This is a genomic window from Aromatoleum sp. (assembly GCF_032027225.1).
In the GTDB taxonomy this organism is placed as follows: Bacteria; Pseudomonadota; Gammaproteobacteria; order Burkholderiales; family Rhodocyclaceae; genus Aromatoleum.
Genome location: NZ_JAVSMM010000016.1, coordinates 56,368 through 76,426, shown reverse-complemented (window position 1 = coordinate 76,426; position 20,059 = coordinate 56,368). Strand labels below are relative to the sequence as shown.

22 protein-coding genes and 1 riboswitch are annotated in these 20,059 nt (G+C 67.7%); of the genes, 7 read left to right on the top strand and 15 right to left on the bottom strand.

What is annotated here, in order from left to right:
• Window positions 1-5: 5 nt before the first annotated feature.
• The 14 genes from ROZ37_RS16410 to ROZ37_RS16345 all read right to left on the bottom strand — a co-directional run bounded on the left by ROZ37_RS16410 (window position 6) and on the right by ROZ37_RS16345 (window position 11,784).
• Window positions 6-1,019: a flagellar motor protein MotB gene (locus ROZ37_RS16410; protein ID WP_312660936.1), complete on the bottom strand. Its 1,014-nt coding sequence runs from the start codon at window positions 1,017-1,019 to the stop codon at window positions 6-8.
• A gap of 4 nt (window positions 1,020-1,023) precedes the next feature.
• Complete coding sequence (gene motA, locus ROZ37_RS16405) at window positions 1,024-1,893, bottom strand: flagellar motor stator protein MotA (protein ID WP_312660935.1); 870 nt, start codon at window positions 1,891-1,893, stop codon at window positions 1,024-1,026.
• A 13-nt stretch (window positions 1,894-1,906) separates the two neighbouring features.
• Complete coding sequence (fliA, locus tag ROZ37_RS16400) at window positions 1,907-2,623, bottom strand: RNA polymerase sigma factor FliA (RefSeq protein ID WP_312660934.1); 717 nt, start codon at window positions 2,621-2,623, stop codon at window positions 1,907-1,909.
• 2 nt (window positions 2,624-2,625) lie between these two features.
• Complete coding sequence (locus ROZ37_RS16395) at window positions 2,626-3,087, bottom strand: hypothetical protein (protein WP_312660933.1); 462 nt, start codon at window positions 3,085-3,087, stop codon at window positions 2,626-2,628.
• Between the two features lie 6 nt (window positions 3,088-3,093).
• On the bottom strand, window positions 3,094-4,074 hold the full coding sequence (locus tag ROZ37_RS16390; protein WP_312660932.1) for a flagellar hook-length control protein FliK: 981 nt from the start codon (window positions 4,072-4,074) through the stop codon (window positions 3,094-3,096).
• Window positions 4,075-4,187: 113 nt separating this feature from the next.
• Window positions 4,188-4,478: a hypothetical protein gene (locus ROZ37_RS16385; protein ID WP_312660930.1), complete on the bottom strand. Its 291-nt coding sequence runs from the start codon at window positions 4,476-4,478 to the stop codon at window positions 4,188-4,190.
• A gap of 10 nt (window positions 4,479-4,488) precedes the next feature.
• Window positions 4,489-4,875, bottom strand: coding sequence for a flagellar export chaperone FliS (gene fliS / locus ROZ37_RS16380; RefSeq protein ID WP_312660927.1), 387 nt, complete (start codon window positions 4,873-4,875; stop codon window positions 4,489-4,491).
• Window positions 4,876-4,900: 25 nt separating this feature from the next.
• Entirely contained in the window at window positions 4,901-6,268 is a 1,368-nt protein-coding gene (fliD, locus tag ROZ37_RS16375; protein ID WP_312660925.1) for a flagellar filament capping protein FliD, read from the bottom strand.
• 87 nt (window positions 6,269-6,355) lie between these two features.
• Window positions 6,356-6,790, bottom strand: coding sequence for a flagellar FliJ family protein (locus ROZ37_RS16370; protein WP_312660924.1), 435 nt, complete (start codon window positions 6,788-6,790; stop codon window positions 6,356-6,358).
• Window positions 6,787-8,097 (bottom strand): flagellar protein export ATPase FliI, encoded by a 1,311-nt coding sequence (gene fliI, locus ROZ37_RS16365; protein ID WP_312660921.1) that lies wholly within the window; start codon window positions 8,095-8,097, stop codon window positions 6,787-6,789. The genes ROZ37_RS16370 and fliI overlap by 4 nt, the downstream gene beginning before the upstream one ends.
• Complete coding sequence (gene fliH, locus ROZ37_RS16360) at window positions 8,094-8,723, bottom strand: flagellar assembly protein FliH (RefSeq protein ID WP_312660920.1); 630 nt, start codon at window positions 8,721-8,723, stop codon at window positions 8,094-8,096. Before fliH ends, fliI begins: the two co-directional genes overlap by 4 nt.
• A 56-nt stretch (window positions 8,724-8,779) precedes the next feature.
• Window positions 8,780-9,814, bottom strand: coding sequence for a flagellar motor switch protein FliG (locus ROZ37_RS16355; RefSeq protein ID WP_312660919.1), 1,035 nt, complete (start codon window positions 9,812-9,814; stop codon window positions 8,780-8,782).
• On the bottom strand, window positions 9,801-11,444 hold the full coding sequence (fliF, locus tag ROZ37_RS16350) for a flagellar basal-body MS-ring/collar protein FliF (protein ID WP_312660917.1): 1,644 nt from the start codon (window positions 11,442-11,444) through the stop codon (window positions 9,801-9,803). The genes ROZ37_RS16355 and fliF overlap by 14 nt, the downstream gene beginning before the upstream one ends.
• 19 nt (window positions 11,445-11,463) lie before the next feature.
• The gene (locus tag ROZ37_RS16345; protein WP_312660916.1) at window positions 11,464-11,784 is read right to left on the bottom strand and encodes a flagellar hook-basal body complex protein FliE; all 321 of its coding nucleotides are present in this window, start codon (window positions 11,782-11,784) and stop codon (window positions 11,464-11,466) included.
• A gap of 492 nt (window positions 11,785-12,276) precedes the next feature.
• Window positions 12,277-12,363, bottom strand: a riboswitch (cyclic di-GMP riboswitch).
• On the opposite strand from ROZ37_RS16345, the gene ROZ37_RS16340 reads away from it, so the two are divergent.
• The 7 genes from ROZ37_RS16340 to ROZ37_RS16310 all read left to right on the top strand — a co-directional run bounded on the left by ROZ37_RS16340 (window position 12,358) and on the right by ROZ37_RS16310 (window position 18,815).
• The gene (locus ROZ37_RS16340) at window positions 12,358-13,380 is read left to right on the top strand and encodes a FliM/FliN family flagellar motor switch protein (RefSeq protein ID WP_312660915.1); all 1,023 of its coding nucleotides are present in this window, start codon (window positions 12,358-12,360) and stop codon (window positions 13,378-13,380) included. Its footprint overlaps the riboswitch before it by 6 nt.
• 13 nt (window positions 13,381-13,393) lie before the next feature.
• Window positions 13,394-13,726, top strand: coding sequence for a FliM/FliN family flagellar motor switch protein (locus ROZ37_RS16335; RefSeq protein WP_312660914.1), 333 nt, complete (start codon window positions 13,394-13,396; stop codon window positions 13,724-13,726).
• Window positions 13,723-14,499, top strand: a complete 777-nt coding sequence (fliP, locus tag ROZ37_RS16330; protein WP_312660911.1) for a flagellar type III secretion system pore protein FliP — start codon at window positions 13,723-13,725, stop codon at window positions 14,497-14,499. Before ROZ37_RS16335 ends, fliP begins: the two co-directional genes overlap by 4 nt.
• Before the next feature lie 19 nt (window positions 14,500-14,518).
• Window positions 14,519-14,791 (top strand): flagellar biosynthesis protein FliQ, encoded by a 273-nt coding sequence (fliQ, locus tag ROZ37_RS16325; protein ID WP_409449971.1) that lies wholly within the window; start codon window positions 14,519-14,521, stop codon window positions 14,789-14,791.
• 9 nt (window positions 14,792-14,800) lie between these two features.
• Complete coding sequence (gene fliR / locus ROZ37_RS16320) at window positions 14,801-15,571, top strand: flagellar biosynthetic protein FliR (RefSeq protein WP_312660910.1); 771 nt, start codon at window positions 14,801-14,803, stop codon at window positions 15,569-15,571.
• Window positions 15,572-15,574: 3 nt separating this feature from the next.
• Complete coding sequence (locus ROZ37_RS16315) at window positions 15,575-16,699, top strand: flagellar type III secretion system protein FlhB (protein ID WP_312660908.1); 1,125 nt, start codon at window positions 15,575-15,577, stop codon at window positions 16,697-16,699.
• A 25-nt stretch (window positions 16,700-16,724) separates the two neighbouring features.
• On the top strand, window positions 16,725-18,815 hold the full coding sequence (locus ROZ37_RS16310; protein ID WP_312660906.1) for a flagellar biosynthesis protein FlhA: 2,091 nt from the start codon (window positions 16,725-16,727) through the stop codon (window positions 18,813-18,815).
• Between the two features lie 149 nt (window positions 18,816-18,964).
• On the opposite strand, the gene ROZ37_RS16305 is transcribed toward ROZ37_RS16310, so the two are convergent.
• Window positions 18,965-19,957, bottom strand: a complete 993-nt coding sequence (locus tag ROZ37_RS16305) for a flagellar hook-length control protein FliK (protein ID WP_312660904.1) — start codon at window positions 19,955-19,957, stop codon at window positions 18,965-18,967.
• Window positions 19,958-20,059: the final 102 nt, after the last annotated feature.

The following is a 20,059-nucleotide window of genomic DNA, read 5'->3' as shown; positions in this document are numbered from 1 at the left end:
CCCCGCTATTGCCGCTCGAGGCCGATTCCGACCCCGCGCAGCTTGCCGCGCAACCATTCGATCGCATTACGATCGGGCAGTGCGGAGTCGACGACGCCGTCGATCAGCGGCGAGGTCTCGGCGGGTGTACCGAACATTTCAGCAACGATCGCGGCCTGCCCGCTCGTCAGGATCAGCATCTCGATGCGGCGGTTCTTGGCGGCCGCGGCGTCGCCCGGATCGAGCGGGCCGCGGTCGGCCATGCCGGCGACCTGCAGCACGCTGCGCGGCGGCATGCCGCCGAGCATCAGCTGCGTGCGCGCGGTCATCGCTCGGTTCGACGACAAGGTCCAGTTCGAGTACGCCGCACGATCGCCGCCCGCGTATTGCAGCGAGTCCGTGTGCCCGACGATGAGCACCTGGTTGTCGATCTGAGCGAACAATGGGCCCATTTCGCGAAGCAGCCGTGCGAAATGGGCCGTCGGCGCGGCGCTGCCGCGCTCGAACATCCCCTGGCCGTCGGTGTCGTGCACCATGACGCGCAGCCCGTACGGGGTGAGGATCGTCTGCATGTTCGCGGCCAGCCCGGCCTTCTCGCTGAGATAGGCGATCGCGCGTGCAAGCTCGCGCATGTCGGCCGCGGTTTCGTAGCGCGTTTTCGCGAGCCGCGCCCCGTTCTGGTCGGGGACCACGATCTCGCTGCTGTTCGCCGGCGTCTTGCGCGGCGCGAGCGTGTCGCCGTGACTCGGCATCGGTTCGCGCGAAATCAGGCTGCCGCGTGGTCCGCCCATACGATCGGGCATCTTGCCCGCGCCCTCGTGCACCATGTTCCCGCCGGCATCGCGCAGCGTATGCTGCAGCTCCTCCTTGTCGCGTGCGGCAAGCACCCACAGCACGAGGAACAGGCACATCAGTGCGAGGCAGAAATCGGCGAACGCGACCTTCCAGCTGCCACCGTGGTCGTCTTCCTCGTGCTTGCGCGACACGCGTTTGACGACGGCGTCATGGTCCTTCGCGTTCTTGCCGAGCGGCGGGGCCATCCGGTCACGCTCCCTGCTGCTGCAACGCGTCGATCCACGACTCGAGCTGCGCGAAGCTCGGCTTGATGTTCAGCTGCACGAGCCGCCGGCCGGCGTCGATCGCGAGCAGCGCGGGCTTGCCCGACACGTGGGTGACGATGACGACCTTGACGCATTCCATGTTCGACATCTCCTGCTTGACGATCTGCTTCATCATGTTGCTGATCGGATCGAGCACGCCGTAGCAGAAGAAGATGCCGATGAACGTGCCGATCATCGCCGCGGCGACCTTCGATGCGATATCCGCGGCACCGATGCCATCGCCGACCGAGTTCATCGCCATGACGATGCCGAGCACCGCAGCGAGAATGCCGAAACCGGGCATCGCCTCGGCGATCTTGTGCAACGAGCGGGACGGCTGGTTCAGTTCCTCGTGGATGGCTTCGAGCTCCTGCTCGAGCACGCCTTCGAGCTCGTGGCCGCTGATCTTGCCCATCGCCATCAGGCGGAAGTTGTCGACGATGAACGCAAGCAGCTTCGGCTCGTCGAGCACGAGCGGATAGCGCTGGAACAGCGGACTGTCGTGCGGCGCCTCGACGTGCGCGTCGAGTGCTTTCAGTCCGCCGCCGGCGGTGCGCAAGAGCTCGTACATCAAGAGCAGCAGCTGGCGCTGGAATTCGGAACTCTGCCGCTTGCGCAGCACGACCTTGCGCAGCTGGATCATCATCTCGTTCAACACATGGCGGGGGTTGCCGAGGACGATCGCGCCCAGGCCCGCCCCGGCGATGATCATCAGCTCGACGGGTTCCCAGATCACTTCGAAGGTGCCCCCCATCAGCACGAAGCCGCCGAACACGCAGCCCAGGACGATCGCGATACCGAGTATTTGTTGCATGCTCCGGGGTCCTTCAGGATTTCTGCAGGAACGCGTTCATCTTGCGCAGCGCTCCCTTGTTGATCTGGCACACGCGCGCCTCGGTCAGTCCGAGGACGGCTGCGATCTCGGCGAGGCACAGCTCGAACTCGTAATACAGCTGCACGACACGCTGCTCGCGTTCGTCGAGCGCGACGAGTGCCTGCTCGATCGTGCGCCGGCGCACGAGCAGCGTTTCGGGCGACGGCGTGTCGGACGGGACGCTGCCGATCTCCTGCACGAGTTCGTCGAAGCTCGCGAGCAACTCGGCGCTCTCGGCGAGCTGGTACTCCTGGTAGGCCTCGGCGCTCAGGCCAAGCGCCTGCATGATCTCGGCTTCGGCCGGTTCGCGCCCGAGCCGGCGCACAAGCTCGCGCACCGCGTCGCGATTCTTGTGGCTTTGCTGGCGCACCGCGCGCGGGCGCCAATCCTGGCGGCGCAGTTCGTCGAGGATTGCGCCGCGCACGCGCGTGGCCGCGTACCCGCCGAAGCGCTCGTCCGGCACGCCGTAGCGGCGCAACGCCTCGAGCAGGCCGACCAGACCGATCTGCTCCATGTCCTCCCGGTCGATCGCGCCGCCGCTCTGCGCGCCGAGCTGGCGCACGATCCGCTTGACGAGCGGCACGTATGCCAGCAAGTGGCGCTGCTCATCGGCCGCTTGCAGTCCGATCGCCGCTTGCTGGACTTCGGCGTAGCCCGTCTGCAGATCCATGATCACTCGATGATCAACTTGCCGATCATCGCCTCGGCGAACGGCATCGTCGTGCGATCGGCCGCATAGCTCGCGGCGTAGGCGGCGTTGATGTCGGCGGCGAATTGCTCGACGGACATCAGCGTCGCTTTCTCCATCGTGTAGGCCGACATCGCCTTGACCGCGATACTGCGCAGCAACGGCAGGTGCTGGCGGACGAGCTTTTCGTGCTCGACCGGCGTCTTGAACACGAGATCCACCGCCATGTAGTGCGACAGCGGCTCACCGGCGCTGCCGCGCAGCATTACGACGATTTTTTCGAGATCGAGGTACTTGTACTCGCGCGCATCGCGCACCGTCTCCTCCGCGTCGGCTTGCCCGGCCGGCGGCGCCGCCCGTAGCAGCCACCACGCGCCGCCCGCACCGGCTCCGGCCATCAGCAGCGCGCCCGCGAGCAGCACAGCGATGCGTTTCGCCTTCCTCATATCCCCTTACTCCTCGTCCCTGTTGAATGCGAAGACGCCGGGCGCGTCGTCGCTCAGCGCACGGCCCGGCTCGCGCTCGGGGTCGTCGCCGCGATCGCGCCGCGAGCGGCCCCCGCCGTCGTGCGTAGCGTCGAATACCGCGACCGAGACATCACCGAAGTTCCGCTGCACGAGGTCCTGACGCAGCGTCTCGCCGATGCCCTGCAGCTGACGCAGCACCTCGCCGTGCGTCGCGGTCAGCTGCACGTGCAACGAACCGCCGTCGTGACGGATCACGATCTCGACGCGGCCCATCATCGGCGGATCGAGGCGGATCACCGCACGCTCGCCGCCGCGGCCGATCTCGACCTGGAGCCGCTCTCCCAGCGCCTGCTGCAGCGGCTCGCGCCACTGCGTCGCGGGCCCGTTCGGCAGCTTCAGCGGCGCCGCCTCGCGCGCGGAGACGTGATCCGAGGGAAGCGCGAGCGCGAACGCCGGCTCGACGGCCGCCGACGCGACGCCGCGCTCGCCGCGCGGGACGGCCGGCTCACCCATCGCAGGCCGATCGAGTGCGGCAGGCTGCGAGGCCGCGGGCCGCTCGAGTGCGGCGGGTTGCAAGGCAGCGAGCCGTGCTGCGTCGTGCGTGGTTTTCTCAGTCTGCGTCACGACGGGACCTGCCACCTCCGTCACCGCAGGGGGCAGCTGGCGCAGCGTGGCGGCCGGGGCATTCATCGCAGCGCCACCGCGTGCGCTTGCCATAGCGAAGGACATCCTGTCAGCGCCGACGCCTTCCACTACAGCGGGCCGCGCGAGCATCGTGTCGCCGGAGCCGAGGGCCGCGACGGACGCTTCGTCAGCGCGCGTCGGCTCTGTCGCATCCGTGGGCGGAGCCGCTTCGGCCGGGATTCCGGCGAGGGGGGCATTGGCGGCGATGTCCCGCAGCAGGTCGGCGAACAGCGGTGCGGACGCAGCGCGCGAGTCGACTACACCCGCGCCGGCCTCCCGCACGTCTCCGCGCGGCGCTTCCGTGGGGGCTCGAACGCTGGCGGCCGCGCGACCGCCCGGCGGGACCGACGCGACGGGGCCCGCGGCAGTCGCCGTCGGGGGAACGGACACCGACGTCATGCGCCGGTCTCGCGCGGCTCGGCGCTCATGGCGTAGGCGATCCAGCCTTCCTTGTGCGCGCGGGTCTTGGCGATATGCGCCTCGAGCCGCGTGCAGGCGGCTTCGCAGCGATGTCGCAGCCCGGCGTGCACCTCCCGGGCCCGCGTCAGCGCGTCGCGGTCGGCCTGCGACAGCTCGGTACCCAGGAAGCGCGACAGCGCGCATGCGAATCCGACGTCCGCGTCGGCGGCGTCCGCCCAGTCCTCGCGGTCGACCGCGTCCTCGAGCCGCCGCAACGCCGCATCCATTGCGCGCCGCCTAGCCATGGTTTGCCTGCACGCCTTGCCAGCCGTGGCGCAGCGTCGTCACGAGGCCGACGACCTCGTCGACGACGCCGGTATCGAGGTCGACGCCGGCCTTGTAGAGCCGGTCCGCGCAGTAGTCGTAGAGGCGCGCGAGATTCGTCACCACCTCGCTGCCCGCATCGACGTCGAGGGCGCTCGACAGCCCGTTGAGGATGTCGACGCATTTGTCGAGGCTCTTCGCCTTCTGCTCGTAGCGCTTCGCGTCGATGTGGGCGCGTGCGCGCGCGAGCTCATCGAGCAGCCCGTCGAGCAGGATCAGCACGAGCTGCACCGGCGAGGCCTGCGCAGTCTGCGCGCCGAGGTTGACGTTGTGGTAATCGCGATAGGCTTCGTGGCTCAAGGTCGTCTCTCTTTGCGCGCGCGGCTCATCGGCTCGGCGCGGCGAACATGTCGAACATTCCGCTCGTCTGACTCATCTGCGCCATCAGCCCCTCGAGGCGCGAGAACTGCGCGAGGTAGCGCTCGTAGGCGCTTTCGAACTGCGCGTCGAGCCGCGTCTGGCGCACCGCGAGTGCGGCCTGCATCGACTGCACGCTGTCCTTGCGTCGCTTGATCTGACCGCCGGTCGTGTCGAGCCACTGATCGAGGTACTGGTCCATCGCGCCGAGCAGCCCGCTGGGCGCCGTCAGGCTCGCGGTGCCGAACACGCGATCGAGCGCATCGGGTGTCACGGCGAGCTTTTTGTCGAGCCGCGCGGCGTCGAGCGATAACACGCCGTTGCGGTCTGCGCTCACGCCGAGGTCCATCAGCCGCACGCCGCCGAAGTCCTGGCGCAGGATGTCGTTGAGCTTGTTGCGCAGCATCCGCACGCCAGCGTCGCTGGTGAAGGGTGCCGACGCGGTCGCGCCGTCCGCGCTGCCGCGCTTCGTCAGCTCGTCGACCGCCTTCATGAGGGTGTTGTACGCGTCGACGAAACCCCGCACGTTCGCCGCAGTGCCGGCCGCATCGCCAGCGACGGTCAGCGTGACCGGCGCGTCGCCCGCGGCCTGCGCGCGCTCGAACGTCATCGTCACGCCGGGAATCGCGGTGAAGGTGTTCGACGCCTGCTGCAGCCGCGTCCCGCTGCCCTGCGCGCCCAGCCAGACGACCGCGTCGCGGGCGGCGGCGAGTTCCTTGCCCGTCGCGAGTGCGTCCTTCAGCGGGCCTGTCGGCAAGGCGAATGCGTCGACGCTGATCGCGCCGCCCGCGCCGGTCACGCCGGCCGACAGCACGAGCTGCGTCGTCGTGCCGACCGCCATGACCATCGCGCTCACCTTGCCGCCGTTGCCAGCCGCCTGGTTGATCGCGCGCGCGACTTCGGCCTGCGACAGCGTCCCGTCGGCGTCCTGATCGGCCGCCGCGAGATTGACCGCGAAGCTCGTGCCGTCGGCGAGCGACACCGTGATCGGCCCGCCGGACGCGACCGGCACCGCCGGCAGATCTTCGAACGCGATCTGGTGCGCCGACGCGAGCTGCTCGACGAAGAACGCGTAGTTGCCGGGCTGCGCCGTTGCCGTTGCGCTCGCACTGCCGAAGCCGGCAACGCCAAAGGTCGCCGTGTTCTGCACAAGTCCTTTTTTTCCCGACAGCGTCGCGAGCGCGGTGTCGAACGCCTGCAGCGCGGACTGCAGCGTCGTCAGGGCGCTGGAGGTGCGCTGCGCCGCCTTCGTCTGCAGCGCGATCAGGTCCTGCGTGCCCTGTGTGTAGTACGTGGCCATCTGCGAGGCCATTGCGGAGGGATTGATTTCAGCCATGACGAGCTCCTTCGGCGTCGAAAAGTGACGGGTCTGCCGAAGGAAAGGCGACCGCCGGCGCGCGATGCTGAAACCGCGGCTGCGAACTCATGACCGGCCCCTCCACCACACCTGCGACGCGAGCTCGTCCTGTCGCTTCTGTTCGCCGGCATCCTGCTCCCGACGCAGCTCGCGGCACTGGCGCTCGTGCACCTGCCCCAGCACCTCGCGGCGGAGCGCGGCTGCCTGAAGCGCCTGCTGCGACAGCGCCATGTCGGCCTCGTGCAGCTTCAGGTCCGCGCGGTGCGCTTCCGCAACGAGCATCACGTTTTGCTTGTATGCCGCGCAGTTCAGCGAGAGCACAGGCGGGAGCGCGCCGCTCGCCCCGGTGCCGTCGCAAAGTTGCTCGAGCCGCGCGAGGTTGCCGAGGTAACGCTCACGCACCGCCTGCTTCGCGGCGACCTCTGCGGTCAGCCGATCGACGTCGCGTTCGCGCAGGTCGACGAGCCGCCGGAGGCCGTTCGACGGTTTCGAGCGGCTCATGCCGCGATCTCCTCGAGCCGGCGGCAAGTCTCGCCGAGCGGCGCGGGCTCGTTGACGCCCTGGTGCAGGAACGCCTCGATCTGCGGGTAAAGGTTCACCGCGCGGTCGGTCGCCGGGTCTGCGCCGGGGACGTACGCGCCGAGCGGCAACAGTTCGCGGACCTGCGCGTAGCGTGCGGACATCTCCTTGAGCGCGCGCGCCGCGCGCTGGTGCGCCGGCGTCGCCACGAGCGCCATGCAGCGGCTGATCGACGCAGCGATGTCGATCGCCGGGTAATGGCCGCGATCGGCCAGCTCGCGCGACAGCACGATGTGCCCGTCGAGGATCGCGCGCGCGGTGTCGACGACCGGGTCCTGCTGGTCGTCACCCTCGGCGAGCACGGTGTAGATCGCGCTCATGCTGCCGGTCTCGTGCTCGCCGTTGCCGGCGGACTCGCATAACTGCGGCAACAGGCTGAACACCGACGGCGGATAGCCGCGCGTCGCCGGCGGCTCGCCGAGCGACAGCGCGACCTCGCGCTGAGCCATCGCGTAGCGCGTCAGCGAATCGACGAGCAGCAGCACGTCCAGGCCCTGGTCGCGGAAATGCGCGGCGATCGCGTGGCACAGCTCGGTCGCCTTGAGACGCATAAGTGGCGACTCGTCCGCCGGCGCGATGACGAGGACCGCGCGCTGCAATCCGGCCGGCCCGAGCGACAGGTCGATGAACTCGCGCACTTCACGCCCCCGCTCGCCGATCAGCCCGACGACGATGACATCGGCGACGGTCTGGCGCGTGATCAGTCCGAGCAGCACGCTCTTGCCGACGCCACTGCCGGCCATCAGCCCGACGCGCTGGCCCTTGCCGAGCGTCAGCATGCCGTTTATCGCCCGCACGCCGACGTCGAGCGGCTCGGCGACGGCGCGCTTCTTGAGGGGATTGACGCGGGGCGGCCGGAAATCGAGGCGATGCTCGCCGACGAGGCGCCCGAGACCGTCGATCGGCTCGCCGAGGCCATTGACGATGCGGCCCAACCACGCCGGCCCGATCATCAACGGACTCTGACTCGGCGCCGGCAGCACGCGCGCACCGGTGGTGAGCCCTTCGACACGCTTGAACGGCATCAGGAATGACACCTCGCCCCGGAAGCCGACGACCTGTGCCGGCACCCATTCGCCACTCGCGGTCTCGATGCGGCAGCGCTGCCCGGTCGGCAGCGGACAGCCCGCTGATTCGAGCAGCAGCCCGGACGCCCCGACGAGGCGACCGGTCAGGGTCGCGACCGGCACGCTGGCGAGCTCGAGCTTGCGCAGTGCGTCGCCGATCATGCGGCCTCCCGGTCGTCTTCGGATGCAGGCAGCAGCTGCCCACGCACCTGATCGAGGCATGCCGCGAGCCGTTGACGGCATCCCGCGTCGGCCTCGTGACCGTCGGCCTTGACGCGGCATTCACCCGGCTCGAGCCGGCTGTCGGGGATCAGCGTCCAGCGCGCGCTGCGTTCGGGGTCGAGCTCGCGGATGCACTGCAGCTCTTCCGGATTCAGATAAACCTCGACGCCCTCGCGCACCGGCGGCATCGTCGCGAGCGTCTCGTCGACGAGCGCGAGCATCTGCACCGGTTGCAGCGCGAGCTCGCAGCGGATCACCTGGCGCGCGACCTTGCCGACGAGCTCGACGACCTCCTTGCGCAGCGCCGCTTGATAGTCGGCCTGCATGCCCTTCAGGCTGTCGAACAGCGCGTCGAGCGGCTGCGCGATCGCGTCGAAGTCGGCGCGCACCGCACGCCGGCCGTCCTCGAGCCCTTCGCGGCGGCCTTCGGCGTAACCCGCGGCACGTCCGTCCTCGCGGCCGGCCGCGAGACCGCTCTCGTGCCCTTCGCGATAGCCGCGCTCGAGCCCCTCCTGGAAACCGTCCGCAAGCACCGCCTGCAACTCGGCCGCAGTTCCCGCTCGCATCGGCGATGCAAGCTGGAGCTGAGGCAGGGGCGGGAAACGGTGAGGACGGTAGTTCCTCATTCGACGACTGCCTCGGCGAACAGCTGGACCTCGATTTCCCCGGCGTCGGCGAGCGCCTTCACGGTCGCCATGATTTCCTGGCGCGCCTGTTCGATGCGGCTGATCGGCACGGGGCCGGCGCGACGCATCATGTCCTCGAAGCTCTGCGCCTGGCGACGCGGCATCGCCGCGAGGATCGCGTCACGCACGGCCGGCTCGGCGCCCTTGAGCGCGACCGCCCACTGCTCGACCGGTACTTCCTCGATGATGCGGACGATGTTCGTCTCGCTTTGGCGAGACAGGATGAAGAAATCGTACATCCTGATCTCGATCTCGGACACCACATCCGGATCGTGCGCGCGCAGCTGTTCGACCATCTGCTGGCGGTTGCCGGGCAGCCGATTCAGAATTTCTGCCGCCTGGCGCACTCCCTCCACGCTCGCGCTCTGCAGTCCGAGGCTGGCGAGGCAGCGGTCGACGACCTCGTCGAGCTCGATCAGGAGGTCGCGGTCGATTTCGCGCAGCCGCGCGACGTTGATCAGCACGAGATCGCGCGCGTCCACCGGCAGCGCGTCGACGACCTCGCTCGCGAGCCGCGGCGGCAGAAACGCGAGGAACACGGCCTGCATCCGCACGTGCTCGTACGCGATTCGCTCGGCAAGCCACTTCGGCGAGGCCCACTGCAGACGCGCCATCTTCGGCCGGATCGCGTCGCCGTAGATGCTGTTCAGCACGCTGTCGGCAACGTCCGCGCCGAGTGCAAGGTCGAGCGAGCGTTTCAGGAACGAACGCGACGCGCCGTGCACGCCGCTCTGCTCTCGGTAGTCGTCGAAGAAGCGCTGCAGCGCGTTCTTGACCGATTCGACCTTGATTCCCGACAACTGCGACATCACCTGCGTGACCTTCAGCAGCTCGCTACGCGAAAAGCATCGCAGCACCGCGGCCGCCGGCTCCTCGCCCATGCTCAGCAGCACGATGGCGGCCTGCTCGAGCGGCGTCGTCGCGACGACCGCGTTCGCGGGCGGGTTGTCGGCGGCGTTAGCTTCGGCCATTGCCCTGCACCCATTGTTTAACGACTTCGGCAACGCGCTCGGGCTCCTTCGCCGCAAGCACCCTCAGATGGTCGACGAGCACGTCGACCGGCGATCCCGCCGGGGGCAGGTCGTAGTTCTCCAGCAGCGGCACCACCGAGTTGTCCGCGGCGCCGCCGCTCGTCGGGCCGCCCAGCGCGCCGGCAGGCCTGGTCTCGGCAATCGCGACGACCGGTTCGAACTCGTCGGTGATGTCGCGCTCGGGCAGGGCCGGCGCCCAGCGCCGCTGGGCAATCCGCAGCAGGGGACGCACGACGAGCAGGTACGCGAGCAGCAGGCCGACGGCGCTCGCCGCGTAGCCTCCCGCGTCGACGACGACGTCGCGCTCCTCCCACCAGGACAGGGGTGTCGGTACGTCGGGGAACTTCATCACCGACACGACGAGGCTGTCGCCGCGCGCGACATCGATTCCGAGGCCGCCCGCGAGGACGCGCTCGATGTCGGCAAGGGCGTCGGGAGTCCACTGCCCGCCACCGCCCGGCGCGGCCGCGCTGTTGACGATGACCGCAACGCTGAGCTTGGTGAGGCGTCCGCGACCCCGCTCCACCTGAGTCACGCTGCGGTCGTAGGCGTATTGACGCGTCGTCGCAGCGCGCTGCGCAGTGGAGGCTTCCTTGCCGTCAGTTGCTTGCGGGGTGTTGACCGGCCGATTGCTGAGCGAACCGGGTACGCCGATCGCGAGCGGGTCGCGCCCGGACTCCTCGCGCATCGCCTCGCTCGTGACCTTCGGCGTCTCGCCGTAGCGCTCGTGCGTCTCCTGCGTGCGGTCGTTGTCGACCGCGACCGAGACGCTGACCTGGTAATTGTGTTCGCCGAGCACCGGCGCGAGAAGCGCGCGCACGTTCGCGCGCGTCTCGTCGCGGTAGCGCCGCTCGACTTCGCCCCCACGCAGCGGATCGAAGCCTTCGGTGAGATCGACCTGTGCGGAGAGCAGCTTACCGGTCTGGTCGACGAGGCTCACCCGCTGTGGATCAAGACTCGCGACCGCCCCCGACACCATCTTGATGACCGCGGCAACCTGCTCGGCGCCGAGCTCGCGTCCGGGCTTGAGCGTCACGACGACGGACGCGGAGCTTTTCGAGCCATCGCTGACGACGAAGGACGACGACTTCGCGATCGACAGATGCACGCGGGCGGACGCCACGGCGTCGAGTGTCGCGATGCTCTGCGCGAGTTCGCCTTCGAGCCCGCGGCGAAAGCGCACGTCCTGGACGAACTGACTGACGCCTAGCGGATCGCTCCGGTCCATGAGCTCGAGACCCGCCGGAAGCTGTGCGACGACCCCCTTCGCGGCGAGGAGCATCCGCACGCGACCGAGCCGGTCCTCGGGCACGAGCACCTGCCCGCTGTCCGGATGCAGCCGGTACGGCACGCCTTCGGCGTCGAGCACGCTCATCATCTCGGCAGCCGCGATCTTTTCCGCCGCGCCGAACACCGGCTTGTAGGCAGCCTGGTCGCGCCACAGCAGCATCAGGACGAGCGCGGTCACGGCGGCCGAGAGCACGACTAGCGGGACGACGTTCCGGAGCAGTCCTGTCGGCGGTGTCGGCACGCGAAGGCGAGCGAGGACGGGTCGGAGAGAGGCAATCACGCGTGGTGCTCCGCTGGCGTCAAAGCTGCAACTTGATCAGTTCGTCGACCGCGCCGACGACTTTGTTGCGCACCTGCATCAGCATCGAGAACGACAGACTCGCCTCCTGGCTCGCCAGCATCGCGCCGACGAGGTCGTCGCTGCGGCCGCTATCGACTGCAGCCATCCGATCTCCGGCGTCGCGGTTCTTGTCGTCGACGCCCTGCACTGCCTGCCACATGCTCTCGGCGAAACGCGGCACGCCTGTTTCGCCCCCCCCCACCGAACTCGCCCGCGCAATTTCGGCTTCGGCAACACCCGCTCGCGCGAAGGGCGCCACCATCGCTGGATCAAACTTCATTGGTCACTCCGGCAGCTCCGTCGTCGTGCAGTCATTTATTTCAGGAATTCGTTTAAGACGTCAAAAAAAATTGCCGCCCTGCATTCCCAAGCAGCTCCCGGCAGCACCGGAACAATAAATAAACGGCACTCGTCGTGAATCGAAAAATTTAAACAGGCGCAATAAAATTCCGATGCATAACGCATCACACGGAATTTATGGCGATAAGAATCCATCCGCCCGATGCAATTCGGGCAGCCAAATAAAATTTATCGAAAGGGATCGGGTAGACCGAATGGTCACGCGCCGGACTTTCGCAAAAGCGACAGGCCGCCAGGACGCTTAGGGGGATTTTGCTGCTGTGGGCTTACGTTTTCCTCGCGCAAATCGGAGACCGGGCATGACGCACGGGAGCGAGAGGGGGCGCAGTCGCCGTAAGGGCGACACAACAGAACGGAAAGCGCTTAACTTTGATAAGTAAGCCTTTTCCTGCGAGACATTACAGTGTCTCGATCTGGCAACTCCGCTGCCATGGTCCGTTCGGACGTTAGGCTGGAGCTTTGCGACCCCGGCTTTCGCTCGGGTGTGCCTAAAATGTTGCGCAAAGTTACAAGTCGTTTCAGACTCTGTCAACCTTTAATCAATTTCTCATTTCCGGGATTTTGTAACGGCACAAAAAATGTAAGCTTTTCTGATTACAATCCGCGCGCCTCACATTATCGCGGCGCCGGCTATTCATTTTTATCACCCCACCGGATGAATCATGAAATCGGAGCAATTGAAAACCTTCTACGCCAAATGAGAGCGCCGCTTCAACAGAATCCAGTCGTCGATCCGCGCACGCTCGGCCGACCGATCCATCTGCTCGATAAATTCGCAACGCTCGTGCGCCACGATCTCGTCGAGCGGCTGCGTGCGGCGCTGAATCGACGCTATCGCGCGCATTTCGAAATTGTGGACCTCACAGTCGCGCGACTCGACGACACGATCGTCGCCCGCTGGTTGAAATACGACAGCCCGTTCGGGCCGATCGGCTTTGCGCTCGACCGTGCGCTGCTCCTGTGCGTGCTCGACTACCGCTACGGCGGCGCGGCGGGGGTTGCAAAGGACGTGGAGCATCCGGAGACGACGACGGAGGAGCGCCTCGCCGCGATGCTCGGACGCCAGTTCGCGACGATGCTCGTTGAGCGCATCGCGTCGCTCGCCGGGCTCGACCGCGGTCCCGAACTCACGGACCCGCGCCCCGCGTCCCCTCCGCCGAGCGCGTGGATGATCTCCGCCCAGCTCTCGGAGCGGCGCCACGACGTTCGAGGCATGCTCCGACTCGCCATTGACGATGGCGCGATAGAACACGTGTTTCGCGCCCTCGCACCGGCACGCGCCGCTTCCTTCTCGGCGCCTGTGTCACTGGGCACCGCGCTACAGCTCGATTTGAGCGCGCGCCTGCTCGAAATGCAGATGCCGCTCGGCACGCTGCTCGATGCACGCGTCGGCGACGTGATCCCCGTCGCGCTCGGGCCGACGACGGTGCTCGTCGACGACGCGCCGCTGTTCTACGCCGACGTCGCCGAGCACAAGGGTCAGCTTTGCCTGACCTCCTTCCAGGATATGGACTGAAATAGAAATGGAAATGAATGCCACCCCCGACGACGACACCCCGCTCGCCGATTTCGACGACGCGCCGCCCAAGCCGGCAAGCCCCCGTCGCAACCTCGTGCAGATGATGCGCAAAATTCCGGTGACCGTGAGTCTGGAGGTCGGCAGCGCGCGGGTGTCGCTGCAGGATCTCGTCAATATCGGTCCCGACAGCGTCGTCGAACTCGACACGCCAGCCGGCGAGCCGCTCGTCATCCGCGTCAACGGCACGCCGATCGGACGTGCCGAAGTCGTCGTCGCCGGCGAGAACTACGGCCTGAAGGTCGTCGAACTCGCAGACCTGGACCTCGATTCGCTCGCTTCATGAACCCCTCGTGGTCCCGCGGCGCGCTCGCGTGGCCGGCTGTCGCGCTCGGCCTCGCGCTAGCCGGTGCGCTCGCGCCCTTCTCGGCTTTCGCCGACTCGCTGCCGCTCTTGACGCAGACGACCACCGGCGCGACGACCGAGCTGACGGTCAAGACGCAGGTCCTGATCATCATGACGCTGCTCGGGCTGATGCCCATGCTGGTGCTGATGACGACGAGCTTCGCGCGCTTCGTGATCGTGCTGTCGCTGCTGCGTCAGGCGCTCGGCCTGCAGCAGGGCCTGCCGAACCGCATCGTCACCGGCGTCGCGCTGATCCTGACGCTGCTCGTGATGCGGCCGATCGGTGAGCAGATCTGGGAAGGCGCGTTCGTGCCGTACGACCGCGAGGAGATCACCTTGCAGCAGGCGCTCGCGGTCGCCGAGGCGCCGCTGTCGCGCTTCATGCTCGCGCAGACCAGCAAGAGCGCGCTCGCACAGATTTCGCACCTCGCCGGCGAAACCGAAGTCGGCGAGCCGAAAGACCATGCGTTCACGGTACGGCTCGCAGCGTTCGTGCTCAGCGAGCTGAAGACCGCGTTCCAGATCGGCTGCATGCTGTTCATCCCGTTCCTCGTCATCGACCTCATCGTCTCGTCGGTGCTGATGGCAATGGGCATGATGATGCTGTCGCCGCTCGTGATCTCACTACCTCTGAAGCTGCTGCTGTTCGTGCTCGTCGACGGCTGGACGCTGACGGTCAATACGCTCGTCACGAGCGTGCGGCTCGTGTCGTGAGCAGCGCGAAGACGTTCCGATGCTGACCCCCGAAATCGCGGCCGACCTCGTCGCCGAGAGCTTGCGCCTCGTGATGATGCTCGTCGCGCTACTGATCGGGCCCGGGCTCGTCGTCGGCCTCGTCGTGAGCCTGTTCCAGGCGGCGACACAGATCAACGAGCAGACGCTGAGCTTCCTGCCGCGGCTGCTCGTGACGCTGCTCGCGATCGTGCTGATGGGCCGCTGGATGACGGCCTCCCTGATGGATTTTTGTGTGTCGGTGTTCCAGCGCGCCGCGGTGCTCGTCGGGTAGCACGTGACGGTGGAGCAGCTATTCGCGCAGTGGCTCGCACTGCTCGGCGCGCTGTGGTGGCCGTTCGTGCGCGCGCTCTCGCTGCTGTCGGCTACGCCCGTCATCGGCGAGAACATGGTGCCGATCGCGGTGCGCGTGCTGCTCGCGCTCGTGATCGCTGTCGTGCTGCTGCCGGTCGCCCAGCCGCCGGAAGCGGTCGAGGCGTTCTCACTCGCGGCGGTAGTGCTGACGATCGAGCAGGTGGTCATCGGCGTCGCGATCGGCCTCGCGCTGCACCTGACGATGGCGGTCATCATGGTGCTCGGCTATATGGTGTCGTCGCAGATGGGGCTCGCCATGGCGCAGATGAACGACCCGATGAACGGCACTTCGTCGGACGTCGTGTCGACGCTGCTGTATATCCTCAGCATCCTCGTGTTCTTCTCGATCGACGGCCACCTCGTCGTCGCCGGTGTGCTCGGCAGGAGCTTCGACGCTTGGCCGGTGGGTGCCGCCATCCCGGCGCCCGCGCTTCAGAGCGTCGCGTTCAGCGTTGCGTGGGTGTTCGCCGCGGCGCTGCTGCTCGCCGCACCGGTGATCTTCTCGGCGCTCGTCGTGCAGATCGGCTTCGGCTTCCTGAACCGCATCGCGCCGTCGTTCAACCTGTTCTCGCTCGGCTTCTCGCTCGTGACGGTGTTCGGCCTGTTCATGCTCACGCAACTCGTGCGCTTCGTCCCCGACCACTACGTGCGCATGACGAATCAGGTTCTCGGCATGCTCGGCAGACATCTCGGAGGCTGAGCGATGGCAGAGAGCTCGACCGGCGACAAGACCGAAAAAGCCTCCGCGCAGAAGCTGAAGAAGTCGCGCGAGCAGGGACAGGTCGCGCGTTCGAAGGACTGGTCGACGATGATCGGAATCATCGTCTGCCTGCATCTCATCGCGCTGCTCGCGCCAGGCTACCTCGAGGACTTCCGCGAGCTGTTCCATCTCGGCTTCGCGACGCTGGACGGCGACGAGGCGCTCGACAACGTCTGGTCGAACGCGTTCTCGACGTCGATGCTGCTGATACTGAAGATGGTTCTGCCGCTATTCGTCGTTCCGGCGATCGTCGCGCTCGGCTCGCTCTACCCCGGCGGCTGGGTACTGAGCGCCGCACAGCTCAAGCCGAAATTCGATCGCCTGAACCCGCTGTCGTACTTCAAGCGCATTTTTAAGCTGAAGCACGCGATCGAGGTCTTCTCCGCGATGCTCAAGGCCGTCGCGCTGCTGATCGTGCTGTTCCACGTCAGTCGCAGCATGGTTCCGTCGTACCTCGCGCTGCAGTCGCGTCCGTTGAACGAGGCGCTTACGCACGGCGCCGCGCTGATGTTCGACGGCATCGTCGCGCTATGCGCGGTATTCGTGCTGTTCGCGCTGATCGACCAGCCGGTGCAGTTGCTGACGTTCCTGCGCGACCAGCGCATGAGCAAGCGCGACGTCAAGGAGGAGTACAAGACCTCGGAGGGGCGCCCGGAAGTGCGCCAGCGCGTCCGCCAACTGCAGCAGCAGTTCGCCCGTCGGGGCGTGCGCAAGGCGGTGCCGACCGCCGACGTCGTCGTCGTGAACCCCGAGCATTATGCGGTGGCACTGAAGTACGACGACCAGCGCGCGGAGGCGCCCTTTCTGGTCGCGAAGGGCGTCGACGAACTCGCGTTGTACATCCGCGAGCTCGCAGTGGAGCACGGGGTCGAGGTCGTTGCGATGCCGCCGCTTGCGCGCGCGATCTACAACACGACCCAGGTCCACCAGCAGATACCCGCGCAGCTTTACAAGGCGGTCGCGCAGGTTCTGACCTACGTGCTGCAGCTCGCGGCATTCCGCGGCGGGCGCCGCAACGCGGCGCCGCAACTCCCGCACGACCTCGTCGTCCCCCCTCATCTCACCTGAGCCGCATTTGAACGAGCGCGCCGCCATGAACGCACTGAACCGACTCCTCGCCGAACTGCGCCGCCACCGCGTCGTCGCGCCGCTATTCCTGATGGCCATCTTGTCGATGGTGATCCTGCCGCTGCCGCCGGTGCTGCTGGACGTGCTGTTTACGTTCAACATCGTGCTCGCGCTGATCGTGATCCTCGTCAGCGTCACGGCACGCCGCCCGCTCGACTTCTCGATCTTCCCAAGCGTGATCCTCGCGACGACTCTGATGCGCCTGACGCTCAACGTCGCGTCGACGCGCGTCGTGCTGCTGCACGGCCACGAGGGCACCCACGCCGCGGGCCGCGTTATCGAGGCGTTCGGCAACGTCGTCATCGGTGGCAACTTCGTCGTCGGCCTCGTCGTGTTCGTGATCCTGATGATCATCAACTTCGTCGTCGTGACGAAGGGCGCCGAGCGGATCTCGGAGGTGTCGGCGCGCTTCACGCTCGACGCCCTGCCGGGCAAGCAGATGGCGATCGACGCCGACCTGAACGCCGGTTTGATCAATCAGGAAAAGGCGCAGACGCGCCGGCGCGAAGTCGCAACCGAGGCGGACTTCTACGGGGCGATGGACGGCGCGTCGAAGTTCGTCCGCGGCGACGCGATCGCCGGCATCCTGATCCTGCTCATCAACATGATCGGCGGTGTCGCGATCGGCGCCCTGATGCACGGTCTGTCGCTGGGCGATTCGTTCCGCCTGTACGCGCTGCTGACGATCGGCGACGGCCTCGTCGCGCAGATCCCCGCGCTGCTGCTGTCGGCCGCCGCGGCGATCATCGTCACGCGCATCGGCAACGACACGCAGGACTTCGAACAGCAGATCGGCGCGCAGATGCTCGCATCCCCTCAGGTGCTGTACGGCGCCGCTGGGCTGATGTTCCTGCTCGCGGTGATCCCGGGCATGCCTCTGCTGACTTTCCTGACGTTCGCAGCGGTGCTTGCGTTCGTCGCGTGGCGCGTGAGCCTGTTCGCGAAAAAGCCTGCGGCACCGGACACCGCTGCCATCGAGGCCGCGCTCTTCGCCGGGCAGCCCCCCGAGTTCGACTGGCGCAGCCTGCCGTTCGTCGAGCCGTTATCGGTGTCGGTCGGCTACAAGCTCGTCGGCCTGGTCGACGACGCCCATGGCGCCCCGCTCCATAAACGGCTGAAGGGGGTGCGCCAGAGCATCAGCGAAAGCATGGGCCTGCTGCTTCCGCCGATCGCGGTGCGCGACGACCTCGCGCTGAAGCCGTCGCAGTACAGCGTGCTGCTCAGCGGCACACCAATTGCGCAAGCCGAAGTGTTCGCCGATCGCTTGATGGCGATCCCGTCGCCGCAAGTGTATGGCGACATCGACGGCATTCCGGGCATCGAGCCGGCCTACGCGATGCCGGTGACCTGGATCGCGCCCGAGGACAAGGCGCACGCGCTCGGCCTCGGCTATCAGGTCGTCGACACCGCGAGCGTCGTCGCGACCCACGTCGCGAAGCTCGTGCGCGAGCATCTCACCGAGCTACTGCGCCACGAGGACGTGCCGGCGCTGATCGAGCGCCTCGGCGCGCTCGCGCCAAAGCTCTCGGCCGCGCTGGAGAAGGCCTACACACACAGCCAGTTGCTGAAGGTGTTCCGCACGCTGCTCGCCGAGCACGTGTCGCTGAAGGACATCGTGCCGATCGCGACGACGCTCGTCGAGAACGCCGAGAACACGAAGGACCCGATCCTGCTCGCGGCCGAGGTGCGCTGCACGCTGCGCCGTCAGATCGTCGCCGCGCTGCTCGGCAATGCGCCCGAGATGAAGGCGTTCAACCTCAGCGGCGAGCTCGAGAACATGCTGCTCGGCTCGCTGAACCAGGCGCGCCAGGCGGGCAAGGTCGCGCTCGACAACTACCCGGTCGACCCGAACCTGCTCGCGCAACTGCAGACGAACATGCCGCTCGCGCGCGACCAGATGAAGCAGCAGTCCGCGGCGCCGCTGCTGCTCGTGATGCCGCAGATCCGCCCGCTGCTCGCACGCTATGCGCGGCTCTTCGCGCCCGGGCTCGCGGTGTTGTCGTACAACGAGATCCCCGAGCAGCACGATGTGAGCATCATCGGCTCGCTCGGCTGAGGACGGGCAAGGAAACCGTCGTTATCGCACCGGACGCCGGATGATGCGCACGACGAGACGCGACGGAAGCCGTCCGGTGGGCAACGGCGCGATCGCCCCGGGCAGCAGGTTCGTGCGCAGATCCTGAAACCGGCGCGCCCACGCCCCGCTCAGCCGCCCGTCGGCCCCGGCGCTGCGGCGAGCGCCGCCGACAGCAGCACGACGACGACTTCCGCGACCGCGCGGAACGGCCCCGGCGTCAGCGCTGCGGCGATCGACGCGAGGTGCAGCGCCTGCGCCGCCGTGAGTTGTTTCGCTCTTACGACTGGCGTGGTCTCCTGCGCGACGGATGCGTCGGCGAGCAACAGCCCCGCCGCGGCGAGTGCGTCCGTGATCGCGGGCAGCGCGTCGTGCAGGGTCGTGAGCGCCGCAGTGCGCTCGGCTGTCAGCGCCAGCCGAACCGTGCCGCCCGCGACGACCGCCTGCACCGACACCGCCCCGAGCCCCGGCAGCGCAAGCTCGATGCGCAGCGCAATCGCCCGCGCGGCGCGCCGGGGCGCGGAACCTTCGTCGACGCCGATCGGCACGAAGCGCAGCTGCGCCGGCAATCCTCCCCAGGCGAACACCGGGACCGCCCAACGCTCGAACGCAAGCTGCAGCGCGGTCGCGGGCGCATCGGGCGCCGCGCTCGGCGGCGGCAGCATCGGCGTCGTGGCCCCGGCCGAGCGCCCGGCATCGCGCACCTTCAGGTACCACGTCGTCGCGAGCGCGCCCGTGTCGGGCAGCAGCCACGAGATTCTCGGTACCACAGTCTGGTCGAGCCGCATCGCCGCGAGCTCGAATCCCGCGAGCGCCGCGCCGACGTTCGCCGCGTTGCGCGGCGTCGTCGAGGTGCCGAGGAATTCGAGCTCGAGCCGCGGCGCGGTCGCGAGCACGCGCAAGAGCAGAACATCGCCGGGGACGAATTCACGCGCTTGCCGCGCGAGGCCGGCGAGCCGCAGCGCGAAGCCGCGCCCGTCGGCGACGAGCACGTCGTCGCCGGCCGCGCGCTCGAACGCGAGCCGCAGCATGTCGCCTTTCTCGGTCGGCGGGCCGCGCCCATCATCCGCGCGCGGCCGCGCGTGCGGCGTCTGGGGGACCGCCGGAATCCTGTCGATGCACATTCAGGCTCCGAACGGATGCGATCGCGAGCGTGTTGAAAAAAGAAAAGCCGGCCGCGTGCGCGGCCGGCCTTCGACGTCGGAGCGGCCGCAACGGCCACGCCC